The 22,474-nt window shown below is 72.7% G+C and carries 21 protein-coding genes; 10 read left to right on the forward strand and 11 right to left on the reverse strand.

Features of this window, described 5'->3' with window-relative positions; all coding sequences use genetic code 11:
• Positions 1-71: 71 nt before the first annotated feature.
• Complete coding sequence (locus tag BM064_RS02075; RefSeq protein ID WP_092857323.1) at positions 72-809, forward strand: TetR/AcrR family transcriptional regulator; 738 nt, start codon at positions 72-74, stop codon at positions 807-809.
• A 22-nt stretch (positions 810-831) separates the two neighbouring features.
• Here the strand turns inward: BM064_RS02075 and BM064_RS02080 are convergent, their stop codons facing one another.
• The 4 genes from BM064_RS02080 to BM064_RS02095 all read right to left on the reverse strand — a co-directional run bounded on the left by BM064_RS02080 (position 832) and on the right by BM064_RS02095 (position 4,284).
• The gene (locus BM064_RS02080; protein ID WP_092857325.1) at positions 832-1,839 is read right to left on the reverse strand and encodes a zinc-dependent alcohol dehydrogenase family protein; all 1,008 of its coding nucleotides are present in this window, start codon (positions 1,837-1,839) and stop codon (positions 832-834) included.
• A 125-nt stretch (positions 1,840-1,964) separates the two neighbouring features.
• Positions 1,965-3,005 (reverse strand): adenylate/guanylate cyclase domain-containing protein, encoded by a 1,041-nt coding sequence (locus tag BM064_RS02085; protein ID WP_092857327.1) that lies wholly within the window; start codon positions 3,003-3,005, stop codon positions 1,965-1,967.
• Between the two features lie 10 nt (positions 3,006-3,015).
• Positions 3,016-3,399, reverse strand: a complete 384-nt coding sequence (locus BM064_RS02090; RefSeq protein WP_092857329.1) for a group I truncated hemoglobin — start codon at positions 3,397-3,399, stop codon at positions 3,016-3,018.
• 63 nt (positions 3,400-3,462) lie between these two features.
• On the reverse strand, positions 3,463-4,284 hold the full coding sequence (locus BM064_RS02095) for a class I SAM-dependent methyltransferase (protein ID WP_092857331.1): 822 nt from the start codon (positions 4,282-4,284) through the stop codon (positions 3,463-3,465).
• A gap of 186 nt (positions 4,285-4,470) precedes the next feature.
• On the opposite strand from BM064_RS02095, the gene BM064_RS28285 reads away from it, so the two are divergent.
• The 4 genes from BM064_RS28285 to BM064_RS02115 all read left to right on the forward strand — a co-directional run bounded on the left by BM064_RS28285 (position 4,471) and on the right by BM064_RS02115 (position 9,792).
• Positions 4,471-6,078: a winged helix-turn-helix domain-containing protein gene (locus BM064_RS28285; RefSeq protein ID WP_177236115.1), complete on the forward strand. Its 1,608-nt coding sequence runs from the start codon at positions 4,471-4,473 to the stop codon at positions 6,076-6,078.
• Between the two features lie 93 nt (positions 6,079-6,171).
• Positions 6,172-7,149: an NAD(P)H-dependent flavin oxidoreductase gene (locus BM064_RS02105; protein ID WP_092857671.1), complete on the forward strand. Its 978-nt coding sequence runs from the start codon at positions 6,172-6,174 to the stop codon at positions 7,147-7,149.
• The gene (locus BM064_RS02110) at positions 7,146-8,042 is read left to right on the forward strand and encodes an alpha/beta hydrolase (RefSeq protein WP_092857335.1); all 897 of its coding nucleotides are present in this window, start codon (positions 7,146-7,148) and stop codon (positions 8,040-8,042) included. The genes BM064_RS02105 and BM064_RS02110 overlap by 4 nt, the downstream gene beginning before the upstream one ends.
• Positions 8,043-8,160: 118 nt before the next feature.
• Positions 8,161-9,792, forward strand: coding sequence for an acetate--CoA ligase (locus BM064_RS02115; RefSeq protein ID WP_092857337.1), 1,632 nt, complete (start codon positions 8,161-8,163; stop codon positions 9,790-9,792).
• 94 nt (positions 9,793-9,886) lie between these two features.
• Here BM064_RS02115 and BM064_RS02120 read toward each other — a convergent pair whose 3' ends face one another.
• Together BM064_RS02120 and BM064_RS02125 are read right to left on the reverse strand one after the other, a co-directional pair.
• Entirely contained in the window at positions 9,887-10,573 is a 687-nt protein-coding gene (locus tag BM064_RS02120) for a TetR/AcrR family transcriptional regulator (protein ID WP_092857339.1), read from the reverse strand.
• 9 nt (positions 10,574-10,582) lie between these two features.
• Positions 10,583-11,341 carry an SDR family NAD(P)-dependent oxidoreductase gene (locus BM064_RS02125; RefSeq protein WP_092857341.1) on the reverse strand — a complete coding sequence of 253 codons (759 nt, stop codon included), beginning with the start codon at positions 11,339-11,341 and terminating at the stop codon, positions 10,583-10,585.
• Between the two features lie 232 nt (positions 11,342-11,573).
• Here BM064_RS02125 and BM064_RS02130 point away from each other — a divergent pair, with 232 nt between their 5' ends.
• The 3 genes from BM064_RS02130 to BM064_RS02140 all read left to right on the forward strand — a co-directional run bounded on the left by BM064_RS02130 (position 11,574) and on the right by BM064_RS02140 (position 14,895).
• Positions 11,574-12,596 (forward strand): TRAP transporter substrate-binding protein, encoded by a 1,023-nt coding sequence (locus tag BM064_RS02130; RefSeq protein ID WP_092857343.1) that lies wholly within the window; start codon positions 11,574-11,576, stop codon positions 12,594-12,596.
• A gap of 64 nt (positions 12,597-12,660) precedes the next feature.
• Complete coding sequence (locus tag BM064_RS28290; RefSeq protein ID WP_092857345.1) at positions 12,661-14,106, forward strand: flavin-containing monooxygenase; 1,446 nt, start codon at positions 12,661-12,663, stop codon at positions 14,104-14,106.
• A gap of 30 nt (positions 14,107-14,136) precedes the next feature.
• On the forward strand, positions 14,137-14,895 hold the full coding sequence (locus tag BM064_RS02140; RefSeq protein ID WP_092857347.1) for an SDR family NAD(P)-dependent oxidoreductase: 759 nt from the start codon (positions 14,137-14,139) through the stop codon (positions 14,893-14,895).
• A gap of 9 nt (positions 14,896-14,904) precedes the next feature.
• Here BM064_RS02140 and BM064_RS02145 read toward each other — a convergent pair whose 3' ends face one another.
• The 4 genes from BM064_RS02145 to BM064_RS02160 are packed head-to-tail and all read right to left on the reverse strand — an operon-like array spanning position 14,905 to position 18,330.
• Entirely contained in the window at positions 14,905-15,645 is a 741-nt protein-coding gene (locus BM064_RS02145) for an SDR family NAD(P)-dependent oxidoreductase (RefSeq protein ID WP_218160921.1), read from the reverse strand.
• A 2-nt stretch (positions 15,646-15,647) separates the two neighbouring features.
• Complete coding sequence (locus BM064_RS02150) at positions 15,648-16,475, reverse strand: enoyl-CoA hydratase/isomerase family protein (protein WP_092857349.1); 828 nt, start codon at positions 16,473-16,475, stop codon at positions 15,648-15,650.
• A gap of 25 nt (positions 16,476-16,500) precedes the next feature.
• Complete coding sequence (locus BM064_RS02155) at positions 16,501-17,055, reverse strand: aromatic-ring-hydroxylating dioxygenase subunit beta (RefSeq protein WP_092857351.1); 555 nt, start codon at positions 17,053-17,055, stop codon at positions 16,501-16,503.
• A 3-nt stretch (positions 17,056-17,058) separates the two neighbouring features.
• Positions 17,059-18,330, reverse strand: a complete 1,272-nt coding sequence (locus BM064_RS02160; protein ID WP_092857353.1) for an aromatic ring-hydroxylating oxygenase subunit alpha — start codon at positions 18,328-18,330, stop codon at positions 17,059-17,061.
• Between the two features lie 264 nt (positions 18,331-18,594).
• Here BM064_RS02160 and BM064_RS02165 point away from each other — a divergent pair, with 264 nt between their 5' ends.
• Entirely contained in the window at positions 18,595-19,785 is a 1,191-nt protein-coding gene (locus tag BM064_RS02165; protein ID WP_245779019.1) for an acyl-CoA dehydrogenase family protein, read from the forward strand.
• A 53-nt stretch (positions 19,786-19,838) separates the two neighbouring features.
• On the opposite strand, the gene BM064_RS02170 is transcribed toward BM064_RS02165, so the two are convergent.
• The gene (locus BM064_RS02170; RefSeq protein ID WP_092857355.1) at positions 19,839-20,684 is read right to left on the reverse strand and encodes an NYN domain-containing protein; all 846 of its coding nucleotides are present in this window, start codon (positions 20,682-20,684) and stop codon (positions 19,839-19,841) included.
• A 303-nt stretch (positions 20,685-20,987) separates the two neighbouring features.
• Here BM064_RS02170 and BM064_RS02175 point away from each other — a divergent pair, with 303 nt between their 5' ends.
• Positions 20,988-22,415, forward strand: a complete 1,428-nt coding sequence (locus tag BM064_RS02175; protein WP_092857677.1) for an alanine/glycine:cation symporter family protein — start codon at positions 20,988-20,990, stop codon at positions 22,413-22,415.
• Positions 22,416-22,474 lie beyond the last annotated feature (59 nt).

Raw genomic sequence — 22,474 nt, forward strand, 5'->3', positions numbered from 1 at the left:
GAGATACGCGTTGCCGCTGAAATAATGAAGAGATATTAGTCGGGCGGCGACAATCGGAGGCGCAGCCGCTCATGTCCGACCTCGATCCCGCGCAGGACGGGCCGCCGCCCGCGGGCGAGGGCAAGGTCGGCGCGCGCGACCGGCGGGGGCGGGACACGCGCATGGCGCTGATCCTCGCGGCGGAGCGGGTGTTCGCGGCCGAGGGCATCGCCAACACCCCCCTGCGCCAGGTGGCCAAGGCCGCGAAGCAGCGCAACGCCTCGGTGGTGCAGTACTATTTCGACTCGCGCGAGGCGCTGGTGGCGGCGATCCTCGCCCTGCGCGCCCGCCCCGCCGACCGGGTGCGCGCGGGGATGCTGGCGGCGATGCGCGCCGCCGCGGGCGAACGCCCCCTCGCGCCCGAGGAGATCGCGCGCGCGATGGTCGAGCCGATGGCCGACCACCTGCGGGGCGAGCGGCCGGGGCATTTCATCCGCCTGTGCTCGCAGATCTGGCACGACCGGCCGGTCTGGCGCCATGTGGACGCCGGCCCCGACGCCCGCGCCCTGGCGCTCTGCCGCGAGGCATTGGCCGAGGCGCGCCCCGACCTGCCGCCGCCGCTGCTGCGCCAGCGCTACGGGCTGGCCTTCCAGACCCAGGTCGCAGGGCTCGGCCGGCTGGAGCAGGTGCGCGAGGCGACGGGGGAGGGCTGGGACGCAGGCCTCGCCGAGGTGCAGATCGCGGCCGTGGTCGACGCGGTGACCGCGGTGCTGGCGGCCCCGGTCTCGGTCCGCACGCTGGCGGCGATGCGCAAGGCGGGGATGGGCTGAGCGCCCGCCCCCGCCCCGCCGCTCAGATCGAGACGCAGATCTTGCCGAAATGGGCGCCGCTCTCCTCGTAGCGGAAGGCCTCGGCGAGCGCGTCCAGCGGGAAGCTGCGGTCCACCACCGGGCGCAGCTTCATCGCGTCCAGCGCCCGCACGAAGTCCCGCTGGTGGGTGCGCGAGCCCACGATCAGGCCCTGCAGGCGCTGCTGGCGGGCCATCAGCAGGGCGGTCGGGATCTCGCCCGAGCGCCCGGTCAGCACGCCGATCAGCGCCAGATGCGCGCCGGGCCGGCCGGCGACGATCGACTGCGCGAGCGTGCCCGGGCCCCCGACTTCGACCACCAGGTCGACGCCGCGCCCGCCCGTCAGGCGGCGCATCTCCGCGCCCCACTCGGGCGTGGTCCGGTAGTTGACGACGTGATCGGCGCCCAGCGCGGTCAGCCGCTCCAGCTTCGCGTCGGACGAGGAGGTGGCGATCACGCGCGCCCCCATCGCCTTGGCGAGCTGCAGCGCGTAGATCGAGACGCCCCCCGTCCCCAGCACCGCCACCGTGTCGCCGGCCTTCAGCCCGCCGTCCACCACCAGCGCGCGCCAGGCGGTCAGCCCCGCGGTGGTGATGGTGGCGGCCTCCTCGTGGGTCCAGCCCTTCGGCGCAGGGGTGAACCAGGTCGCGGGCAGCACGACCTGCTCGCGCGCGAAGCCGTCGCGCCCGTCGCCTGGGACGGTCGAGAAGTCGAAGGGCCGCTCGTCGCCCGCCTGCCACTCGGGGAAGAAGCAGGAGACGACGGCGTCGCCCCTCGCGAACTCGCTCACGCCCTCGCCCACCGCCTCGACCACGCCGGCGCCGTCGGCCATGGGGATGCGCCCGTCGGGCAGGGCGCCCGGCAGCGAGCAGACGCGGTAGTCGTGGTAGTTCAGCGAGCTCGCCTTCACCCGCACCAGGATCTCGCCCGGGCCGGGGGCGGCGGGGGCGTCGACCTCGGCCATCGTCAGGTTGTCGAGCCCGCCCGGCGCCTTGAGGGTCACCTGTTTCATGCGATCGCCTTTCCTGTTCGCGCGTCCTTCGGGGGCCGCCGTGCGGACCCCCGGGGAGAAGCTAGTCCCCGGACCAGCCCGCCAAGGCAAGCCCGGGCCGCGAGGCGCGCGCGCAGGCCCGGCTCTCAGGCCACCGCGGCGGCCGGGGGGCGGGGGGCGAGGGTCGCGACCGAGACCGCGCCGAAGCCCTTCATCCGCGAGGTGCGGGGGCGCAGGAGGGCGAACTCCTCCGACAGGTCGGCGGCCGCGCTCTCGCACACCGTGATCTCCATCGGGTCCGACAGCGCCTGCAGGCGCGCGGCGAGGTTCACCGCCGGGCCGAACACGTCGTAGACGTATTTCTGCACCCCCACGACCGAGCCCACCACCGGCCCCGAGGCCAGCCCGATCCGCGCCCGCCAGCGGTGCGGGTGGGTCTGGTTGCGCCGGTGCAGGTAGCGGATCATCTTGCTCGCGCAGCGCGCGGCCGAGAGCGTGTGCTCGGGGTTCGCGTGCGGCAGGCCGGCGACGGCCATGTAGCAGTCGCCGATGGTCTTGATCCGCTCGCAGCCATGCATCTCGCCGATCCGGTCGAAGGCGGTGAACAGGTCGTTGAGCTCCGCCACCGTGGTGGTCGGATCGGCCGAGGCCGCCATCTCGGTGAAGCCCACGAAGTCGAGCATGATCACCGACACCGGCTCGAACAGGCGCGGGGCGACGGAGCCGAAGGTCTTGTACTCGTCGTAGACCGTGCGGGGCATGATGTTCAGCAGCAGCTTCTCCACCTGCACCTTCTCGCGCTCCAGCTCGCGGTTGCGGCGCTCGGTCAGGGCCACGTAGCTGTCGATCATCGCCTCCGTCTCCTTGAGGCGGGAGACGTTCTGGCACTCCAGCACCAGGATCGGGCGGTCGTCGTGCATCGCCCGGCGGACCCGGGTCTCGAGGATCAGCTCGCGACGCTTCGGGCGCGCGCGCAGCTCCAGCGCGGGGCCGTCGACGGCGGCGAGCAGGGTCTCGGGCGGCAGCGCCTCGACCGCCGCGGCGACGGGGACGCCGGGCTCCGCCGCGGGGTAGAGCGCGGCGAAGGCGGGGTTGCGGAACAGGATCGTCAGCGACGGCGCGTCGACCAGGCACAGCCCGACGCCCATCGCGTCGAGCAGCTTCGCGGAGATGTTCGGGGGCGGCATGGCGGTCTCCTCATCCCACGATCAGCGGGCGGCGCGCCTCGACGGCGGCCAGCACCGCGCGCCGGTCCTCGTCCGAGAAGCCGGAGTCGGCGAGCGTGGCCGAGATCAGCGCGGCGATCTCGTCGAAATGCGCATGGGTCACGCCCAGGTGGGCGTGGGCGCGCGCCAGACGCTCCTCGGCGAAGCTGGCGGGGCCGCCCAGCAGCATGGCCATGAACTTGGTCTGGTGGTCGATCAGGCGGGCCATGTCGACCTGCTCGAAGAACGGCCCGACCAGGTCGCTGTCGAGCGCGCGGTCGTAGAAGTCCATGATCACGCCGCGCAGGACGGACATGCCGCCATATTTCTCGAACAGCGGCAGGGAGCGGGAGGCGGCGACGCGGGCGGCGGACATGGCAGGGACCTCGCAACTGGGGGAGGGGCGCGGGGCCGAAGGGGGCGGCCCCGCGCGACAGGCTCAGGCGCGGTAGACGATGATCTCGGCGTATTCGGCCGGCACGATCATCGCGGTCTCGTCGACGGAGGCCTCGCGGGCCAGCGCCGCGAGATCCGCCTCCAGGGCCGCGGCGCCCTCGGGGCCGACGGCGAGGAAGGCCTTGTTCATCGGCCCGTAGACCCGGCGCCACAGCTCGATCCAGTGGGCGGGGGAGCGGAAGCGGAACACGAACTCGCGCCGGTTGAACTCGATGGCGCGGGCGCCCGGACGGAGCAGCGCGTCGATGCGCGCCTCCGCGCCCCACTCGAGCGGCGAGCGCACGCCGGGCGGCGGGGGGACGTGGCGGCCGATGGTGCGGAACAGCTGGCCGATGAAGCCCTCGGGCGTCCAGTTGGCCAGTCCGATGCGCCCGCCGGGGCGGCAGACGCGGGCCAGCTCGCCCGCCGCGGCCTCCTGGTCGGCGGTGAACATCACCCCGAAGGTCGACAGCACGGCGTCGAAGGAGCCGTCGTCGAAGGGCAGGTCCTCGGCGTCGGCCACGCGGAAGGCGACGGGCAGGCGCTCGGCCTCGGCGCGGGCCATGCCGGCCTTCAGCCAGCTCTCCACATAGTCGGTCGAGACCACGTTGCAGAACCGCCGGGCGGCGGCGAGCGTGGCGTTGCCGTTGCCTGCGGCCACGTCCAGCACCCGGTCGTCGGGCCGCAGGTCCATGGCCTCGGCCAGGCGCTCGCCGACGATCTGCAGGGTGGCGCCGACGGCGGGATAGTCGCCGGCGGCCCAGGTCGCCTGCTGCTTCGCCTTCACCGCGGTCAGGTCCGCCGTGGCGGGGGTTTCGATGTTCATGGGCCGTCTCCTTGCGGTCCGGGTCGACGTTCAACGAGGCGGACCATGCCGCAGGCGGCCCGTCCGGGCTTGCAGGCGGTCTGCAGGCGGTCTGGAGAAACCTGCAGATCCCCGGGAAAACCCTGCGCAGCGCTGCGTCATTGGTTCGGCGCCGGTTTCGGGTTACCGTTGCGGAAAGGATCCGCCATGCGCTTCGCCTTCGAGAGCTTCGAACTGGACGTGGACCGCGCCGAGCTCCGGCGCGACGGCGAGCCCGTGCCGATCGAGCCGCAGGTCTTCGACCTGCTGCACCTGCTCGTCTCCGCCGGCGACCGCATGGTCACGCGCGAGGAGATCTTCGAGCGGATCTGGGGCGACCGCATCGTCTCGGACGCCGCCCTGTCGAGCCGGGTGCGCGACGTGCGCCGCGCCATCGGCGACGACGGCCGGGCGCAGCGCCTGATCCGCACCGTCCACAGCCGCGGCCTGCGCTTCGTGGGCCAGGCCGCGGTGCTGGACGACGCGCCCGAGGCGCCGCCGCTCCCGCCGGCCGGGGCGGCCCCGCCCGAAGAGGCGCCCTGCGCCGCCCACGACCCGCTCGACCGTCCGGCGGTGGCGGTGCTGCCGTTCGAGGATCTCTCGGACGCGCCCTCGCCGATGCTGGCCGACGCGGTCGCCGACGAGGTGGCCGCCGCGCTGGCGGCCTGGCGCTCGTTCCCGGTGATCTCGCGCAACTCCGCCTTCCGCTTCCGCGCGAGCCCGCTGGGCGCGCCGGAGATCGGGGCGGCGCTGCGGGCGCGCTACCTGGTCTCGGGCTCGATCCGCCGCACGGGCGGGCGCATCAAGGTGCAGGCGGCGCTGGTCGACGCGCAGAGCGACCGGAGGCTGTGGGACGAGCGCTTCGCCCGCGACCTCGACGAGCTGCGCGACGTCGAGGAGGAGATCGCCGCCCAGGTCGCCGCCGCCATCGTCCCCGAGCTGGAGGGCGCCGAGGCCCGCCGCGCCCACCGCCGCCCGCCCGGCGACCTGGGCGCGTGGGAGCTGGCGATGCGCGCCTCCTGGCTGATCGCCTCGGGCCTGGAGCACCACCCCGAGGCCGAGCGCCTGGCGCTGCGCGCCGCCGAGCTCGCCCCCGGCTGGGCGCTGCCGCTGACCCTGATCGCCACGGCCCGTTTCCAGCAGGCGATGTCGGGGTTCTCCGCCGCCGACAGCCGCGGCGCCTTCTCCTCGACGCTCGAGGCCGCCCGGCAGGCGCTGGACATCGACCGCGGGTCGTGGGTGGCGCATGCGCTGGCCGCGGTGGGGGAGCTGTGGACCAACCGCAACCACGAGCGGGCGCTGCTGCATGTGACCCGGGCGATCGAGCTGAACCCTTCGGCCGCGGTGAACTACCATTTCGGCGGCTGCATCACCGGCTTCTCCGGCGACCCCGGGGCCGCGCGGGCGCATCAGGAGCGTCTGTTCCGCCTCGACCCCGTCTATCCCTACCGCGCGGTGATCGAGGCCGACCTCGGCCTGTGGCATCTGCTGGAGAAGTCCTGGGACGCCGCCGACGAGCGGCTGACCCGCGCGCGGAGCTGGGATCCCGCCTACGGGCGCGCCCACCAGCGGCGCATCGCCCTCGCGGGCCTGACCGGCGATCGCGACGCGGCGCTGGAGGCGGCGCGGCGGCTCTCGGATCTCGGGCTGCCGCTGGAGTTCGAGGGGATCATGGCCACCTACCCGTTCCGCAACCCCGACCATGCGGAGATGTTCGGGGAGGGTCTGCGCCGCTCCGGCGTCAACTTCCGGCCGGGTCCGCGCGCCGGGCTCTAGGAAATAAACCGACCGACCGTTTTGTTATTGATGCCGGCGCCCGCCGGCGTCATGGTGCCCCCGGATCGGAAGGCGCCAGGGAGGGTCGCGGCGGTGGCATTGCGGACGCGGGTGACGGAGCTGCTCGGCATCGAGCATCCCATCGTGATGGGGGGATTGACGTTCTACGGCCGCGCGGAGCTCGCCTCGGCGGTCTCCAACGCGGGCGGGCTGGGGATGCTGACCGCGCTCACGCAATCCTCGCCCGAGGCGCTGGCGGCCGAGATCGCCCGCTGCCGGGAAATGACCGACCGGCCGTTCGGGGTGAACCTGACGATCCTTCCCACCATCGACCCGGTCCCCTACGACGCCTATCGCCGGGCGATCATCGAGGGCGGGGTGACGGTGGTCGAGACCGCCGGCCGCAACCCCGCCCCCCATGTCGAGGACCTGCGCGCCCACGGCGTGAAGGTGATCCACAAGTGCGCCTCGGTCCGTCACGCGCTGGCGGCCGAGCGGATGGGGGTCGACGTGATCTCCATCGACGGGTTCGAATGCGCGGGCCATCCGGGGGAGGAGGATATCGGGGGCCTGGTGCTGATCCCCGCCGCGGCCGACCGGGTGACGATCCCGATGATCGCCTCGGGCGGCTTCGCCGACGGCCGGGGGCTCGCCGCCGCGCTGGCGCTGGGGGCCGACGGGATCAACATGGGCACCCGCTTCTGCGCCACGGCCGAGGCGCCGGCCCACCCCGCGATCAAGGACTTCCTCGTCGCCAACGACGAACGGGCGACGAACCTGATCTTCCGCTCGCTCCGCAACACCGCGCGGGTGGCGAAGAACCGGGTCTCGGACGAGGCCGTGGCCCGGCTCTCGGCGCCCGGCGCGGGGTTCGAGACGGTGGCGGAGCTGGTCTCGGGCAAGCGCGGGCGCGAGGCGCTGGTCTCGGGCGACGTGGACGGCGGCATCATCTGGGCCGGGCAGGCGCAGGGCCTGATCCACGACGCGCCCCCCTGCGCCGAGCTGATCGCGCGGATCGTGGCCGAGGCCGAGGCGATCATCGACACGCGCCTGACGGGGATGCGGGCATGAGCGGCCGCACCCCGATCGAGGCGGCGAAGGCGCGGATGGAGGCGACCTTCGCCCGCTGGACCCGCGAGACGACCCTCGCCGAGATGCGCGCCGACTTCGACGCCGCGCTGGGCGGGGCCGAGGCGCCCCCCAGCCGCCCGGTCGAGGTCGCCGGCATGCCCGGCGCCTGGTTCGGGCCCGAGCCGGATCCGGCGTCTGGACAGGGCGCGATCCTCTACATCCACGGCGGCGGCTATCAGGTCGGCTCGATCCGCTCCCACCGCGGGCTGATGCACCGGCTGGCGACCGCGGCGGGCCTGCCGCTGCTGGCCTTCGACTACCGCCTGGCGCCGGAGCATCGCCATCCCGCCGCGCTCGACGACTGCCTCGCCGCCTGGCGCTGGCTGCTGGCGCAGGGCCATGCGCCCGGGCGGGTCGCCCTCGCGGGGGACAGCGCCGGCGCGGCGCTGGCGCTGGCCACGATGCTTCGCGCGAAGCGGGAGGGCGAAGCGCTGCCCGGCGCCGCCGCGCTGCTCTCGCCCTGGCTGGACCTGGAGGCGACGGGCGAGTCGCTCGTCACCCGCGCGGGCCTGGACCCGATGACCCCGCGCGAGAAGCTGCTGGCGATGGCGCGGATCTACCTCGGGCGCGGGGGCGACCCGCGCGACCCGCTCGCCTCGCCGATCCACGGCGACTTCGCGGGCCTGCCGCCGACGGTGGTCCACGTGGGCGACCACGAGGCGATCCTGAGCGACTCGGAGACCTTCGCCGCCCGCGCCCGGGCGGCCGGAGTGGAGGTGACGCTCGAGGTCTGGCCCGAGATGATCCACCACTTCCAGATCTTCCCCGAGCTGCCGGAGGCCGGACGCTCGCTGGCCCGGATCGGGGCGTTCCTGCACGACCGGATCGGCTGAGCGCGACGGCCCCGCCGGCGGGGCCTCGCCTTGCGCCCAGAAATCGAATCATCTTTAGAATATCGCCATCGGAGCGTGGGCGCAGGATCCGCGGGGGGGGCGAGGGGAGGAGACGGCCATGGTGATGATCGAGGGCCCCACCTGGGAGGACGTCGCCGCGCGCTTCGCCTGGCGTGTGCCCGAGCGCTACAACGCCGCCCGCGACGCCTGCGACCGGCACGCGGGGCGCGCCAATCCCGCGCTGGCGGTCGAGACTCCTGCCGGCGTGATCCGCCACGGCTACGACGAGCTCGCCGACATGGCCGCCCGCTTCGCCCATCTGGTGCAGGGGCAGGGGCTGGGGCGCGGCGACTTCGTGGGGGTGCTGGCGCAGCCGGGCCTCGCCACGCCCGCGGCGACGCTCGGGGCCTGGAAGGCCGGCGCCGCGATCTGCCCGATGTCCACCCACTTCGCCCCCGAGGCGCTTGCCTTCCGCCTGCGCGCCGCCGGCATCGGCCTGCTGGTCGCGGACCGCGAGAACGAGGCCCGCGCGCGGGAGGCCGTCCGCCTCGCCGGGCGCCCGGTGCGGATCCTGGTCTCGGACGCGGGCGGGAGCGAGGCGGATTCGCTTCCCGCCGCGCTCGCCGGCCTGCCCTCGCGCTTCGAGACGGCGGACACCCGCGCCGACGACCCGCTGTCGCTGAACTTCACCTCCGGCACCACCGGCCAGCCCAAGGGGGTGGTGGCCCCGCATTCGCACCTGCTGGGGCAGGTGGCGGCGATGGAATGGCTCTACGACTACCCTCAGGCCGGCGAGGTGATCTGGTCGCCCGCCGAATGGGCCTGGCTGGCGGGGCACATGTGCACGCTGATGACCGGCCTGTTCCTGGGCATGACCGTGGTTGCCCGGCCCCGCGCCGGCGCCTTCGATCCGGCCGAGACCTTCCGCACCCTCGCCGAGCACGGGGTGAACCGGGTGTTCCTGGTGCCCACGATGCTGAAGATGATGCGCCAGGTCCCGCCCGCGCTGCAGCGCCGCGGCGAGCTGCAGGTGCGCGCCGTGATCACCGGCGGCGAGCCCTGCGGCGCCGAGCTCTACCGCTGGGTCGAGGAGGTCTTCGGCGCCCCGCTCAACGAGACCTTCGGGCAGACCGAATGCTCGACCCTGCTGGTCAACAACCAGCGCCGGATGACGGCGCCCCACGGCTGCCTCGGCCGCCCGGTTCCGGGCCACGTGGCGGCGATCGTGGACGACGCGGGGGCGCCGGCGCCCGCCGGCGAGATCGGGCAGATCGCGGTGCGCGGGCCGCATCCGATCCTGTTCCGCGAGTACCTCGGCGACCCGCAGGCCACCGCGGAGAAGTGGGCGGGCGAGTGGATGCTGACCGGCGATCTCGGGCGGCAGGATGCGCAGGGGTTCTTCTGGTACGTGGGGCGCGCGGACGACGTGATCACCTCCTCGGGCTACCGCATCGGGCCCTCGGAGGTGGAGGACGCGCTGATCGCTCACCCCGCCGTGGCGCTCGCCGCCGTCATCGGCCTGCCGGACCCCGAACGCACCGAGATCGTGGCGGCCTTCGTGCGGCTCGCCGAGGGCGCGGCCCCCTCCGACGCGCTGAAGGAGGAGCTGCGGCTCTTCGTGCGCGGCCGGCTCGCCCGGCACGAGGCGCCGCGGCGGATCGAGTTTGTGGACGACCTGCCCACCACCCCCACCGGCAAGCTGATGCGCAAGGCCCTGCGCGAGCGGATGCTGGCGGCGGAGCGGGCCTGAGGCGGAGCGGACGGGTCGGGGACGCGGCGGGTCCGGGCGCGCAGCGGGGGGCGCAGCCTGGCCGGCGGACGGCGGCCCGGGGCCGGCCCCGGCCTCAGTCCGGGCGGGCGCGCAGCCCGTCGACGGCCATGCGCGCGAAGTCGCGCGCGACCAGCTCGGCGGGGCCGTTCTCGGGCTTGAACCAGACGATCGACCAGCTCATCGCGCCCAGCAGCAGCATCCGGATCGCCGACATGTCCACGTCGGCGCGCAGCGCGCCCGAGGCCTGCCCCTCGCGCAGCAGCCCGCGCCACAGGGCCATGAACTGTCGCCCGTTGGCCGAATGCTGGAGCTGCAGCCGCGGCGGCACCTGGCCCAGCAGGCGGCTGATGGCGCGGGTGTAGTCGTTCTCGTCGATCAGGGTCAGCAGGTGGCATTCCAGCAGCAGGCGCAGGCGCTCGACCTCGGGCGTGCCCTCGGGGATCGTCTCCATCCGCGCGCGCACGGCGGCGTGGACCTGTTCGACGCCCGCGCGCATCACCTCGGCCACCAGCTCCTCGCGCGAGGCGAAGTGGTAGTAGAGGCTGCCGGTCTGCATCCGCGCGGTGCGCGCGATGTCCGAGAGGCGGGCGTCCGAATAGCCCTTGCGCGCGAAGACGAAGGCGGCGGCGTCGAGGATGCGGGCGCGGGTCTGCTCGGACTTGCTGGCGGGCGTCTCGCCGCGCTCCGCCCGCCGCGGGGGGCGGGGGGCGCCCTTGCGGGCGCGCTTCGCCGGGGATGTCTGCTGCGCGGCCTCGTCCATGTTCCGTTTCTACACCGCGTATCCGCCGTCGGCCATCAGCAACTGGCCGGTCACGTAGGCGGCCTCGGGCGACATCAGGAAGGCCGCGACCGAGGCGATCTCGGCCGCGGTTCCCAGCCGCCGGAGGGCGATGTTGGCGCGCGACTTCTCGACGAAGCTCTCGGTGAAATGGCCTGCGGCCTGCAGCGCGTCGAACATCCCGTCGCTCAGCATCCCCACGCCGACGGCGTTGGCGCGCACGCCGAAGCGCCCCTCCTCGACCGCGACGCCGCGCACCAGCGCCGCGATCGCGGCCTTGGGGGCGACCGAGAGCATGTCGGTCGCGGGATACCGCCCCAGCGCGGCGGTCGCCATCGCCACCAGCGGCCCGCGGCTGCGGCGCAGGTGGGGGAGGGCGGCGTGGATCGCGTGATAGGCGCCGAAGACGTCGTCCTCCATCGTGCGGCGGAACTGCTCGGGCGGGATCGCGCTGACATGGGCCATGCGGATGAAGGGGCCGTGGGCGGTGACCAGCCCCGCGAGCCCGCCCTGCGCCTCGGCGAGCGCGTCGACGGCGGCCGCGGTCGCCTCCGCGTCGGAGAGATCGAGAGGCAGGGCGAGGGCCCGGGCGCCGTCGCCGCGAAGCTCGGCGGCCAGCGTCTCCGCCCGCTCGCGGCCCGAGCGCCAGGCCAGCGCCACGCCCCAGCCGTCCTGCGCCAGCCGCCGCGCCGTGGCGGCCCCGATGCCGCCGCTGCCGCCCGTGATCAGCACCACGCCGGTTCCGTCCATGCGCCTCTCCCCTGTCCGCGCCGCCGTTCGGGCGGGCGCCATGATTCGAATCTTCATTAGATTAATGGTCTGAAGGAGCGAAGTGCAATCGGATTATATAATTGATTTTGTTATATAATATGCGACATGGGCCAACTTGATCGGGGGTTGATTCATAGTGTATGCCTTAAAGTCTACATAAGTGGCCGTGGCCGGCCGACAGAAGCCGGCGCCGCCGAAGGGGAGGTCGGGAATGAAGACGATGCTTGCGGGCGCGGCGCTGGCCGCGCTGCTCGGCGCCGCGGCCCAGCCGCTGCAGGCCGAGACGGTTCTGCGCTACTCCAACTGGCTGCCCACGGGGCACCTGATCCTCGAGCACGCGATCGACCCGTTCATCGCCGAGGTCGAGGCGAGGACCGAGGGCCGGGTGCGAATCGAGACGCCGCCCAAGGTGATCGGCTCCGTCGCCGGCCAGTACGACGCGGCGGTGGACGGGCTGGCCGACCTCGCCTTCATCATCATGGGCTACACCCCGGGCCGCTTCCCGCTGAGCGAAGTGGTCGAGCTGCCCTTCATCGGCGACGACCCCGAGGCGGTCTCGGTCGCCTACTGGCGCGTCTACCAGGAGCGGCTGGAGCGCTATGGCGAGTTCAAGGGCGTGAAGCTGCTGGGTCTCTCGGTCGCCTCGCCCGCGCAGATCGTGACCCGCTCGGCGCCCGCGGCCTCGCTCGCGGACCTGCAGGGGCTGAAGATGCGCAACCCCATCGCCAGCTTCATCCCCGCCGCCGAGGCGATGGGGACCGTGCCGATCAACAAGCCGATCTCCGAGCTCTACGAGCTCGCCGCCAGCGGGGTGGTCGACGGGGCCTTCGCGCCGCTCGACAGCCAGAAGAGCTTCAACCTGATGGAGGTGCTGCCCTACGTCACCCTCGTCGAGGGCGGCCTGTTCAGCCCCGGCCTCGCATTCGTGATGAACATCGACAGCTGGAACGCGCTCGACCCTGCCGACCAGCGGATCGTGATGGAGGCGGCGGGCGAGACCTGGGCCCGCGCGGTGGGCCGGAACTACGCCCTCAACGACCAGGTGGCCCGCCGGGAGATGGAGGCCCGCGAGGGGACCCTCGTCCAGGCCGCTTCGCCCGAGCTGATGGCCGACCTGCACCGGCGCCTGGCCTTCGTGCGCGCGGCCTGGATCGAGAAGGCGACCGCCGCGGGCGTCGAGGACGCGGCCGGGGTGGCCGATGCGCTCTCGGCCGCGGTGGCGGCGGCGAAGTAGGGCGAGGCGGGCGCGGGGCCGCCCTGCGCCCGAAAATCGAACCGGAATTTGAAAGGAGGGGCGCATGACGCTCAGGATCGCGGTGATCGGCGCCGGCGCCTCGGGCATCGCCGCGGCGGCGCGGATGCGCGCCGCGGGGCACGAGACGACGGTCTTCGAGAAGGCCGCCCGGCTGGGCGGGACCTGGCGCGAGAACCGCTACCCGGGCGTCGCCTGCGACATCCCTTCCCATCTCTACCGCTATTCGTTCGCGCCGAACCCGGACTGGACCACGGAATACGCCGGCGGGGCGGAGATCCTGGCCTATCTCGACCGGGCCGCCGAGGCGCTGGGCGTCGCCGGCCTGATCCGCTGCGGCGAGGAGGTGCGCCGGGCCGAGCTGCAGGGCCGCCGCTGGCGGCTGACCACCACCACGGGCGACGCCGGCGCCTTCGACATGGTGATCGCGGCGATGGGCGTGCTGCACAAGCCGGTGCTGCCGGCGATCCCGGGGCGCGAGCGCTTCGCCGGCCCCGCCTTCCACAGCGCCCGCTGGCCGGAGGGGCTGGCCCTCGACGGGTTGCGCGTGGGGGTGATCGGGACCGGCTCCTCGGCCACGCAGATCGTCTCGGCGGCGGCGGAGGGGGCGGCGCGCATCGACCTCTTCCAGCGCACGCCGCAGTGGATCTTCTCGGTCCCCAACCGCCCGATCGCGGAGGCGAAGCGCGCCGCCTTCGCCGCCGAGCCCGAGCGGATGCGCAACCTCTACGACCTGCTGGGCGAGGCGATGAACGGCCGCTTCGCCGCCGCGCTCGTCGGGCGCAACCCCGAGGCGCTGGCCGAGATCGAGGCGAACTGCCGCGCGAACCTCGCCCGCGTGCGAGACCCCGATCTGCGCGCCCGGCTGACGCCGGACTACGCCGTGGGCTGCAAGCGGCTGGTGATCTCGGACCGCTTCTACGACGCGATCCAGCGCCCGAACGCGCGGCTGGTCACGGACCCGATCGCGGGGATCGAGCCCGAGGGCGTGCGCACCGCCGGGGGCGCGCTGCACGCGCTCGACGTGCTGGTCTTCGCCACCGGCTTCGACACGTTCAACTTCCACCGGCCGACGACCGTGCTGGGCCGCGGGGGGCGGGACCTGGATGCGGAGTGGGCGGTCTCCAGCCGCGCGCTGCGCTCGGTCGCCGTGCCGGGCTTTCCCAACTTCTTCTTCGTGGGCGGGCCCAACAGCCCGATCGGCAACTTCTCGTTCCTGATGACCGCCGAGGCGCAGGTGGGTTTCATCGAGGGGCTCGCCGCGCTGATCGAGGATGGCGGGACCCCGCGCCTCGTCGCGCCGCGCGAGGAGGCGACGCAGGCCTGGAACGCCCGGCTCGAGGCGGCGATGCCCGCGACCGTCTGGGCGGCCGGGGGCTGTTCGAGCTGGTATTTCGACCGCAGCGGCAAGGTCGCCTCCTGGCCCTGGACCTACGAGGACTTCACCGCCTCGCTCGCCCGCCCCAACCCCGCCGAATTCGAGATCGCCTGACGCCCCGCCCCCCGCTTCCGGAGCCCTGCCATGTCCCGTCCCCTGCCTGCGGCCCTCGACCTCTCCGGCCGGCCGGTGCTGGTCACCGGCGCCGCCAGCGGCATCGGCCGCGCCACGGCCGCCTGCCTGGCGGAGCTGGGGGCCGATCTGACGCTGGCCGACCTCGCCGACCTCGCGCCCGTGCGCGAGGCGCTGGCGGCGACGGGCGCGCGGGTGCGCGTCGAGCAGGGGGACCTGCGCGACGCCGCCTTCTGCGCCCGGCTGGTCGAGGCCGCGCCCTGGTTCGCCTTCGCCAACGTCGCCGGGGTCTTCCAGGGCCTGCCCGGGCAGTCGCCGGAGGAGGCCTTCGACTTCGTCATGCACGTCAATGTCCGCGCGCCCGTGCAGCTCGCCGCCGGCATCGTCGCGGGCATGGCCGCGCGGGGCGAGGGCTACGTGGCGCTGGTCGGCTCCGCCGCCGGGCGCAACGGCGGCGCCTCTCAGGAGGCGTCGCTGGCCTATGCGGCCTACGCGGCCTCCAAGGGCGGGGTGCACACCCTGGCGCGCTGGCTGTCGCGCCGCGCGGTGGGGCGGGGGGTGATGGTCAACGCCGTCGCCCCGGGCGTGGTGCGCACGCCGCTGTTCGAGGCGGTCTCGCGCTCGATCCGCTTCGATCCCGCCGCGCTGCCCGCCGGCCGCGCGGCGGAGCCCGAGGAGCTCGGCTGGCCCATCGCGCTTCTGTGCACGCGGGCGGCCTCCTACACCTCGGGCGCGGTGCTGGACGTGAACGGGGGCAGCTTCGTGGGCTGAGGCCGGGCGTCAGGCGAGCGGCATGCCGCCCGAGACCGCCAGCGTCTCCCCCGTCACGAAACCGGCCTCGCGCGAGGCGAGATAGGCGACGGCGGCCGCCACCTCCTCGGGCGCGCCCAGCCGGCGCAGGAGGGTCGAGCCCTCCATCGCGCGCAGCAGCTTGTCGCCCCCCTCCGCCACCGCCTGGCGCAGCAGGGGGGTGTCGATCGGGCCGGGCAGGACGGTGTTGACGGTGATCCCGTAGCGCGCGTTCTCCATCGCCAGCGACTTGCCGAAGGCCTCCAGCCCCGCCTTGGCGGCCGCGTAGACCGCGCCCCCGCGCGAGCCGAGGCGCCCCGCCTCGGATCCGATCATCACCAGCCGCCCGAACCCCTGCGCCTGCATCGCGGGCAGCACGGCGTGGGAGACGCAGAAGGCGGCCTCGAGATTGATCGCGAGCAGGCGGCGCCAGTCGGCCTCGGTCGTCTGCGTGAAGAAGGCGTGTTGGTCGACGCCGGCGTTGTTGACCGCGATGTCGAAGGGGCCGAGGCGGGCGACCGCCGCGCGCACCGCGGCGAAGTCGGTCAGGTCCGCCGCGGCGACGGCGGCGCCGGTCTCGGCGGCGAGCGCCTGCGCCCCCGCCGCGTCGCGGTCGAGGATCGCGACCCTGGCGCCCTCGGCCGCCAGCCGGCGGACCACCGCCGCGCCGATGCCCGCCGCGCCCCCGGTGACGAGGGCGTGCAGGTCCTGGAGGCGGGTCTGGAACGCCACCCTCAGCGGCCCTCGAACACCGGCTTGCGCTTCTCGATCACCGCCTTCAGCCCCTCGAGCGAGTCCGCGGTGCCCGAGAGCTGCGAGGTCTCGCGCGCCTCGTCGGGGAGCGAGGCGTCGAAGCCCCGCGCCAGCCCGTTCCACATCAGCCGCTTGGTGGCCGACTGCGCCCGCGGCGCCCCGTCGGCGAGCTGGCGGGCGAGCTTGCGGACCTCGGCGTCCAGGTCCTCGTCCGGAACCCTGCGGGTGACGAGGCCGATGCGCTCGGCCTCCTCGGCCTCGACGAAGCGGTTGGTGAGCACGATGTCCATCGCCCGGCGGAAGCCGACCAGCCGGGCCAGCGTCGCCGTGGCCCCGCCGTCGGGCGCCATGCCGACGCGGGTGGCGCCGGCCATGAACCGGGTCGAGGCGCCGCAGATCGCGATGTCGGCCGCGCAGGTCAGCCCCATCCCGGCCCCGCCGGTGGCGTAGCCCTGGATCTTCGCCACGACCGGAACCTCAAGGTTCGTCAGGCCGGAGACGCAGGTCTGCAGGTAGGCCGTGGCCATGCGCAGGAAGTTCGGCAGGTCCTCGCCCTTCGAGAAGAACTCCTTGATGTCGCCGCCCGCGCAGAAGATGCGGCCGCGGCCCGAGAGGATCACGGCGCGCACCCGGCGGTCGCCGTGGACGGTCATGATCGCCTCGTGCAGGCGGCGGCCCAGCTCCAGGCTGAAGCCGTTGGCGGCCTCGGGGCGGTTGAGCTCGATCTCGGCGATGCCGTCGGCGTAATGGACCAGGACCGGGCCCTCGGCGATCAGCGCCTCGGGGGCCGGGGGGGCGTGGTCTTGCATGGGGGTCTCCTCCCGCAGGCGCGTCTCAGACGAGGAAGGACAGGGTCCAGATCGCCTTGTTGTTGTTGACCAGGACGACCTTCTTGAAGGCCATCCGCAGCGCGCCGTCGATCCGGCGCAGGGTGTATTCGTTGCGCGCGCCCCAGACCGTGTCGCCGCGCAGGTTGGTCTCGAAGATCATCGCGTTGGCGGCGACGCGGATGTCCGACCCCGCGCTCTCCAGCAGCTCGATGTTGGAGATCGTGCGGGCGAGCTGGCTTGGCGGGGTCTGGGAGTGTCTGCGCCCGGTCTTCAGCTGCCGGATCCTGAGCCCGATGCGCGAGCGGTTGTCGTAGATCATCGACATCTGCCGCTCGGGGTCGATGTCGGCGCCGTTGGCGGGCGCCCAGTAGAGGGCGTCGTCGGTCCACAGCGCCTCCCACCCGTCGTAGTCGTGGGTGTCCTGGAGGCGCGCCTCCCGGTAGAGGAACTGCGAAACCTCGAAATGCAGGGCGGGGTCGGCGCGGATCGCGGTCTTGTCGGCGCCGGTCCATTCCTTGAGGATCTCGGGGCCGGCGATGTCCTGGGCAGGGATCGACATGGCTCAGGCCTCCTTCAGCGGGCGGGACATCACGGTCTTGTAGTGGTCCCAGATGTGGCGGCTGGGCAGGTCGTCGGTGGAATGGGCGATGGTGAAGCCGTCCGCGTCCTGCCGCTCGCGATGCTCGCCGCGTTTGAGGAACAGCCACTCGGGGTCCCGGATCTCGAGGCCGCGCTGGTTGCGCTCGTACATCTCGGTGTCGTCGGCGAGCAGGAAGCCCGCGGGCCCGACCGAGCCCATGGTCTGCTGGCGCAGCCGCCGGTTCATGTCGGGCGCGCCCTTGAACTGGATCGCGGTGACATGCTGGACGGATTCGTGGGCCGAGACCGGCTGGATCACGAAGATCTGGATCTCGGCGATGAAGAGGTTGGGGAAGATCATGACGTGGGGCATCCCGTCGATCATGATTTCGCGGGCCTTTTCCTCGCCGTAGGCCGCGTTCATCTGCTCCACGTAGGCGGGCAGCTTGGCGGCGGTGGTCCCGAACCAGCTCAGCGGCTCGTCGCGGCGGCGGAACTCGGGGCGCACGTCGACCTCGGTATGGCCCTGGCCCAGCGCGCGGGTCACGCAGATCGCGTCGTCGCCGTAGATCGAGCCGATCTGGCTGTCCGAGACCGAGAAGATCGAGGAGTGCACGAAGGCCGGGTGATAGCCGTCGCACTCGTTCTCGAGGATGAACTTCCAGTTGGCCCGGGTGCGGTGCTTGAGGAAGCCTGCGGTGACCTCGATCTCGCCGGTGGGGGAGTTGTCGCAGGCCTGGTCGATGGTGCGCTTGGCGCCGGCCAGGTGCTGCTCCAGCGGGATCACGTCGGGGTCCATGCAGCCGAAGACGAAGCCGCGGTAGGATTCGACCCGCGGGACCTGGCCGAGGCCGAGCTCGTTCTTCGGCGCGTCCTTGTAGCCTTCGGGGAAGGCGTAGCCGATCAGCCGGCCGTCGTTGGCGAAGGTCCAGGAGTGGTAGGGGCAGGTGAAGCGGGCGCGGTTGCCCTTCTCCTGCACGCAGACGGCGTTGCCCCGGTGGGGGCAGCGGTTCAGCAGCAGCCGGACCTCGCCCTTCATGTCGCGCACCATCAGCACCGGCATCGGCCCGAGGCTCTTGGTCACGAAGTCGTTCAGCTCCGGGATCTCGCTCTCATGGCCGATGTAGACCCAGGTGCGGAACCAGATCTTCTCGACCTCTTCGCGGAAAATCGCCTCGTCGTAATAGAGCGAGCCGTGGACCCGACCGGGTTCGATCAGGCCGTCCCAGCGGCCGGGGTGGGGGGAACCGTCCATGCGGGCCTCCGTTGCGGGGGTGGCGGGGCGCGGCTCGGGGCGAGGCGCGGCGGCATATGAATAAACCGGACAGACGTTCTATTAATATCGTTCGGCGCAGCGGTCAACCGTCGGCGGCGGGAGGGAGCCGGCTCAGGACGCTTGACCGCGACGGTTGCGGCGGCGTAACCAACATATTAACCGGACGTCCGTCTTGAAATTCAATGGCGCCTCCGCGCCGCTCCTGCAAGGGGGCGCGGAGGGCGCTGCAGGGAGGCTCCCGCCGTGAACGCTTTCGCCCAGACGCCCGAGACGGGCTTCCGACTGCCCGATCCCGACTTCGTGCCCGAGGAGCTGCAGATGCTCCGCGCCCAGGTGCGCCGCTTCGTGGAGACCGAGATCCAGCCGCACGCCGAGGCGTGGGAGGAGGCCGGCGAGATCCCGCGCGACCTCTTCCGCAAGCTGGGCGCGCTGGGCCTGCTGGGGATGCAGCACGCCGAGGACTACGGCGGCACGCAGATGGGCGCGCTGGCGTCGGTGGTGTTCGGCGAGGAGCTCAGCCGCTCCACATTCGGGGGCGTCACCGCGGCGATCACGGTGCACACCGACATGTCGGCGAGCCACCTCTCCCGCGTCGGCACGCCCGAGCAGAAGGCCGAGTGGCTGCCCCGGATCTGCGCCGGCGAGGTGGTCTGCGCCATCGCGGTGACCGAGGCCGGCGCGGGGTCGGACGTCGCGGGCCTGCGCACGAAGGCGCGGCGGGACGGGCCCGGCGAGGACGCGGACTGGATCATCGACGGCTCGAAGATGTTCATCACCAACGGCGTCTACGGCGACCTGCTGATCGTGGGCGCGCGCACCGGCGGCGAGGGCGCGCGCGGCCTGTCGCTGTTCCTCGTCCCGCGCGACACCCCCGGCGTCAGCGTGGCGCAGAAACTGAAGAAGCACGGCTGGCTGAGCTCGGACACCGCCGAGCTCTACTTCGACAATGTCCGCGTCCCGGCCTCCGCCCTGCTGGGCGGCGAGAACCGCGGCTTCTACGCGATCATGCAGGGCTTCGAGCATGAGCGGCTGATGATCGGCGCCTTCTCGGCCGGCGAGGGCGCCAAGGCCATCGAGCTGACGCTCGACTACGTCCGCCAGCGCCGCGCCTTCGGCAAGACCATCTGGGACCAGCAGGCCACCCGCCAGCGGCTGGCGATGCTGGCGAGCCAGGTGGCGATGGTGCGCGCCATGGTCTACCAGACCGCGCTCGCCCTCGACGGCGGCCGGCCGGTCAGCCTGGAGACGGCGATGATCAAGTCGACCGGGCCCGAGGTCCTGCACGAGGTCGTGCACGGCTGCCTCCAGCTCCACGGCGGGACCGGCTACATGCGCGGAACCCCGATCGAGCGCATGGCCCGCGACGCGCGCATCCTGCGCATCGGCGGCGGCGCGACCGAGGTGATGCTGGAGGAGGTCGCCAAGCGGATCTGATCCGCCGGACCGCCGGGGCAGGGGGCCGGGCCGGAGGTCGGGATCGGAGGCGCTCAGGCCTCCGTCTCGGCCTCGTCCTTCTTCCGGCGGGCCTTGGGTTTGGCGCCGTTGGCCTTGAAGCGCACGCGCACGTGGTTGGCGTCGTCCTTCTTCATGTCGAAGGGACCCGCCCGCCGGATCAGGTCCGAGAGCTTCGAGGATCCATACGTGCGGCTGTCGAAGTCCGGCGCCAGCGCCCCGATGCGCTGGCCGATCACGCCCAGCGAGACCCAGCCGTCCTCGTCCGTCATCCCCTCCATCGCCTTGCGGATCAGGGGCACCGCGCGGGAGGGCGCCTCGGGGCGGCGGGGCTTGGAGACCTCCTCCCCGCTGGTCGCCTCGCCCGCGGGTTCGGCGCCGGCGGCGGTCTCGGGGGCTTCCTCGATCGGCTCCTCGGTCCCGCGGGAGGCGGCCTCGGCCTCGGCCATCAGGTTCTCGATGTAGAAGAACCGCAGGCAGGCCTGGCGGAAGGCCTCGGGCGTCTTGCGCTGGCCGAAGCCGTAGGCGTGCATCCCCTGCTCGCGGATGCGCGAGGCCAGCCGGGTGAAGTCGCTGTCGGAGCTCACCAGGCAGAAGCCGTCGAAGCGGCCCGAATGCAGCAGGTCCATCGCGTCGATCACCAGCGCGATGTCGGAGCTGTTCTTGCCCTGGGTGTAGGCGAACTGCTGGTGGGGGATGATCGCGTAGTTGGCCAGGATCTTCGCCCAGCCCTTCAGCCGGTCGTCGGAGAAATCCCCGTAGATCCGGCGCACCGAGGCCTCGCCCAACTTGGCGATCTCGAGGAACAGGCCTTCGGCGACCTTGGGGGAGGTGTTGTCGGCGTCGATCAGGACGGCGAGGCGGGGCAGCGGCTCGGACATGGGCAGGCTCCCGGTGAGTTCGCCCCCTGTTGCAGGCGCGCCCCCCCGCTCGTCAAGCGCGCTCTGCTCCGAAAGCCCGCGATCCGCCCGGCGCGGGGTCGTGCCGCCGTCAGGCGGGATTTCCATCCGCAAGACGGCAAGTCGCTGGCCGCGCTGCGAGAATGCTGCAGAACCTTGGGGGCGGCCGGCGACGCGGCGCGCGGAAACCGTTTCCCCATGGAAACTGACGCTGGCTCAAACGGCGGGGCTGTGGCCGACTGCGCGAGGTGGCCCCTGAAGGGGCGAGGCGAGAGGGAATTGAAGATGGCGTTCCTCGAACAATTGTTCGGATATGTCGGCGATTTCACCTGGGGCTGGTCGCTGATCCCGTTCCTGGTGGTGCTGGGCGTGATGTTCACGCTGGTCTCCGGCCTGGTCCAGTTCCGCTTTTTCGGGCGCATGTTCGGGGTGCTGAAGCCCTCGACCGACCCCGGCGCGCAGGGGCACATCTCCTCGCGCGAGGCGCTGCTGGTCTCGGTCGGCGGGCGCGTGGGCGGCGGCAACATCGCGGGCGTGGCGGTGGCGATCACGCTCGGCGGCCCGGGCGCGGTGTTCTGGATGTGGATGATCGCCCTGATCGGCATGGCGACCAGCCTGTTCGAGTGCTCGCTGGCCCAGCTCTACAAGCGCAACGAGCCGGGCGGGACCTATCGCGGCGGGCCCGCGCAATACATCATCCACGGCCTGGGGCATGAGTTCCGCTGGCTGGCGATCCTCTACGCCGTGTGCCTGATCGCGGCCTTCGCGCTGGGCTTCAACGCCTTCCAGGGCAACACGGTGGCCGGCGCGGCCGAGGAGAGCCTGGGCGTCGACCCGCTCTACACCGGGGCGGCGCTGGCGATCCTGACCGGCTTCGTGGTCTACGGCGGCATCCGGCGCATCGCGGCCGCGGCTGACGTGATCATCCCGATCATGGCCATCGGCTACCTGCTGATGGCGGTTGTGGTGATCGTGATCAACCTGCCCGAGCTGCCGCGCGTGCTCTGGCAGATCGTCGCCAACGCCTTCGGGATCGAGGAGGCCGTCTCGGGCGGCGTCGGCGCCGCGGTGGCCCAGGGCCTGCGCCGGGGCCTGTTCTCGAACGAGGCGGGGCTCGGCTCGGCCCCCAACGTGGCGGCGACCGCCTGGGTGCGCCACCCGGTCAGCCAGGGGATCGTGCAGAGCCTGTCGGTGTTCATCGACACCATCGTGATCTGCTCGTGCACCGCCTTCGTGATCCTGCTGGGCGACGTCTACGTGCCGGGCGACGAGGCGGTGAACGGCGTGGTCCTGACCCAGCAGAGCCTGGCGAGCCACGTGGGCGAGTGGTCGAGCTACTACCTCACGGCCGCGATCCTGCTCTTCGCCTTCTCGTCGATCATCTACAACTACTATCTCGGCGAGACGGCGCTGACGGTGTTCACCGACCACCCGATGGCGGGGCACGTCCTGAAGGTGCTGATCATGATCCTGGTGTTCCTCGGCGCGGCGGCGCCGGGGGCGACGTCGGTGTTCTTCTTCTCGGACCCGATGATGGGGATCCTGGCGCTGGTGAACCTGGTGGCGCTGACCATGCTGTTCCCCACCGGCATGCGCCTGCTGCGCGACTACCGCGAGCAGCTCGCCGCCGGCGTCGAGCACCCGACGTTCCACATCTACAAGTACGAGGACCTCGACATCGACAAGGAGGCCTGGGCCGACGCCTCGAAGTGAGGCCTGGCCCGCCGGCCGACCATCGGGGGCCCGTCGCAGGACGGGCCCCTTTTCCATGC

This window comes from Albimonas pacifica (assembly GCF_900113695.1).
In the GTDB taxonomy this organism is placed as follows: Bacteria; Pseudomonadota; Alphaproteobacteria; order Rhodobacterales; family Rhodobacteraceae; genus Albimonas; species Albimonas pacifica.

What these genes read in the sequence shown, in the direction of transcription:
- BM064_RS02075 (WP_092857323.1), top strand. Translation starts at nt 72, where the DNA reads ATGTCCGACCTCGATCCCGCGCAGGACGGGCCGCCGCCCGCGGGCGAG.
- BM064_RS02080 (WP_092857325.1), bottom strand. Translation starts at nt 1,839, where the DNA reads ATGAAACAGGTGACCCTCAAGGCGCCGGGCGGGCTCGACAACCTGACG.
- BM064_RS02085 (WP_092857327.1), bottom strand. Translation starts at nt 3,005, where the DNA reads ATGCCGCCCCCGAACATCTCCGCGAAGCTGCTCGACGCGATGGGCGTC.
- BM064_RS02090 (WP_092857329.1), bottom strand. Translation starts at nt 3,399, where the DNA reads ATGTCCGCCGCCCGCGTCGCCGCCTCCCGCTCCCTGCCGCTGTTCGAG.
- BM064_RS02095 (WP_092857331.1), bottom strand. Translation starts at nt 4,284, where the DNA reads ATGAACATCGAAACCCCCGCCACGGCGGACCTGACCGCGGTGAAGGCG.
- BM064_RS28285 (WP_177236115.1), top strand. Translation starts at nt 4,471, where the DNA reads ATGCGCTTCGCCTTCGAGAGCTTCGAACTGGACGTGGACCGCGCCGAG.
- BM064_RS02110 (WP_092857335.1), top strand. Translation starts at nt 7,146, where the DNA reads ATGAGCGGCCGCACCCCGATCGAGGCGGCGAAGGCGCGGATGGAGGCG.
- BM064_RS02115 (WP_092857337.1), top strand. Translation starts at nt 8,161, where the DNA reads ATGGTGATGATCGAGGGCCCCACCTGGGAGGACGTCGCCGCGCGCTTC.
- BM064_RS02120 (WP_092857339.1), bottom strand. Translation starts at nt 10,573, where the DNA reads ATGGACGAGGCCGCGCAGCAGACATCCCCGGCGAAGCGCGCCCGCAAG.
- BM064_RS02125 (WP_092857341.1), bottom strand. Translation starts at nt 11,341, where the DNA reads ATGGACGGAACCGGCGTGGTGCTGATCACGGGCGGCAGCGGCGGCATC.
- BM064_RS02130 (WP_092857343.1), top strand. Translation starts at nt 11,574, where the DNA reads ATGAAGACGATGCTTGCGGGCGCGGCGCTGGCCGCGCTGCTCGGCGCC.
- BM064_RS28290 (WP_092857345.1), top strand. Translation starts at nt 12,661, where the DNA reads ATGACGCTCAGGATCGCGGTGATCGGCGCCGGCGCCTCGGGCATCGCC.
- BM064_RS02140 (WP_092857347.1), top strand. Translation starts at nt 14,137, where the DNA reads ATGTCCCGTCCCCTGCCTGCGGCCCTCGACCTCTCCGGCCGGCCGGTG.
- BM064_RS02150 (WP_092857349.1), bottom strand. Translation starts at nt 16,475, where the DNA reads ATGCAAGACCACGCCCCCCCGGCCCCCGAGGCGCTGATCGCCGAGGGC.
- BM064_RS02155 (WP_092857351.1), bottom strand. Translation starts at nt 17,055, where the DNA reads ATGTCGATCCCTGCCCAGGACATCGCCGGCCCCGAGATCCTCAAGGAA.
- BM064_RS02160 (WP_092857353.1), bottom strand. Translation starts at nt 18,330, where the DNA reads ATGGACGGTTCCCCCCACCCCGGCCGCTGGGACGGCCTGATCGAACCC.
- BM064_RS02170 (WP_092857355.1), bottom strand. Translation starts at nt 20,684, where the DNA reads ATGTCCGAGCCGCTGCCCCGCCTCGCCGTCCTGATCGACGCCGACAAC.
- BM064_RS02175 (WP_092857677.1), top strand. Translation starts at nt 20,988, where the DNA reads ATGGCGTTCCTCGAACAATTGTTCGGATATGTCGGCGATTTCACCTGG.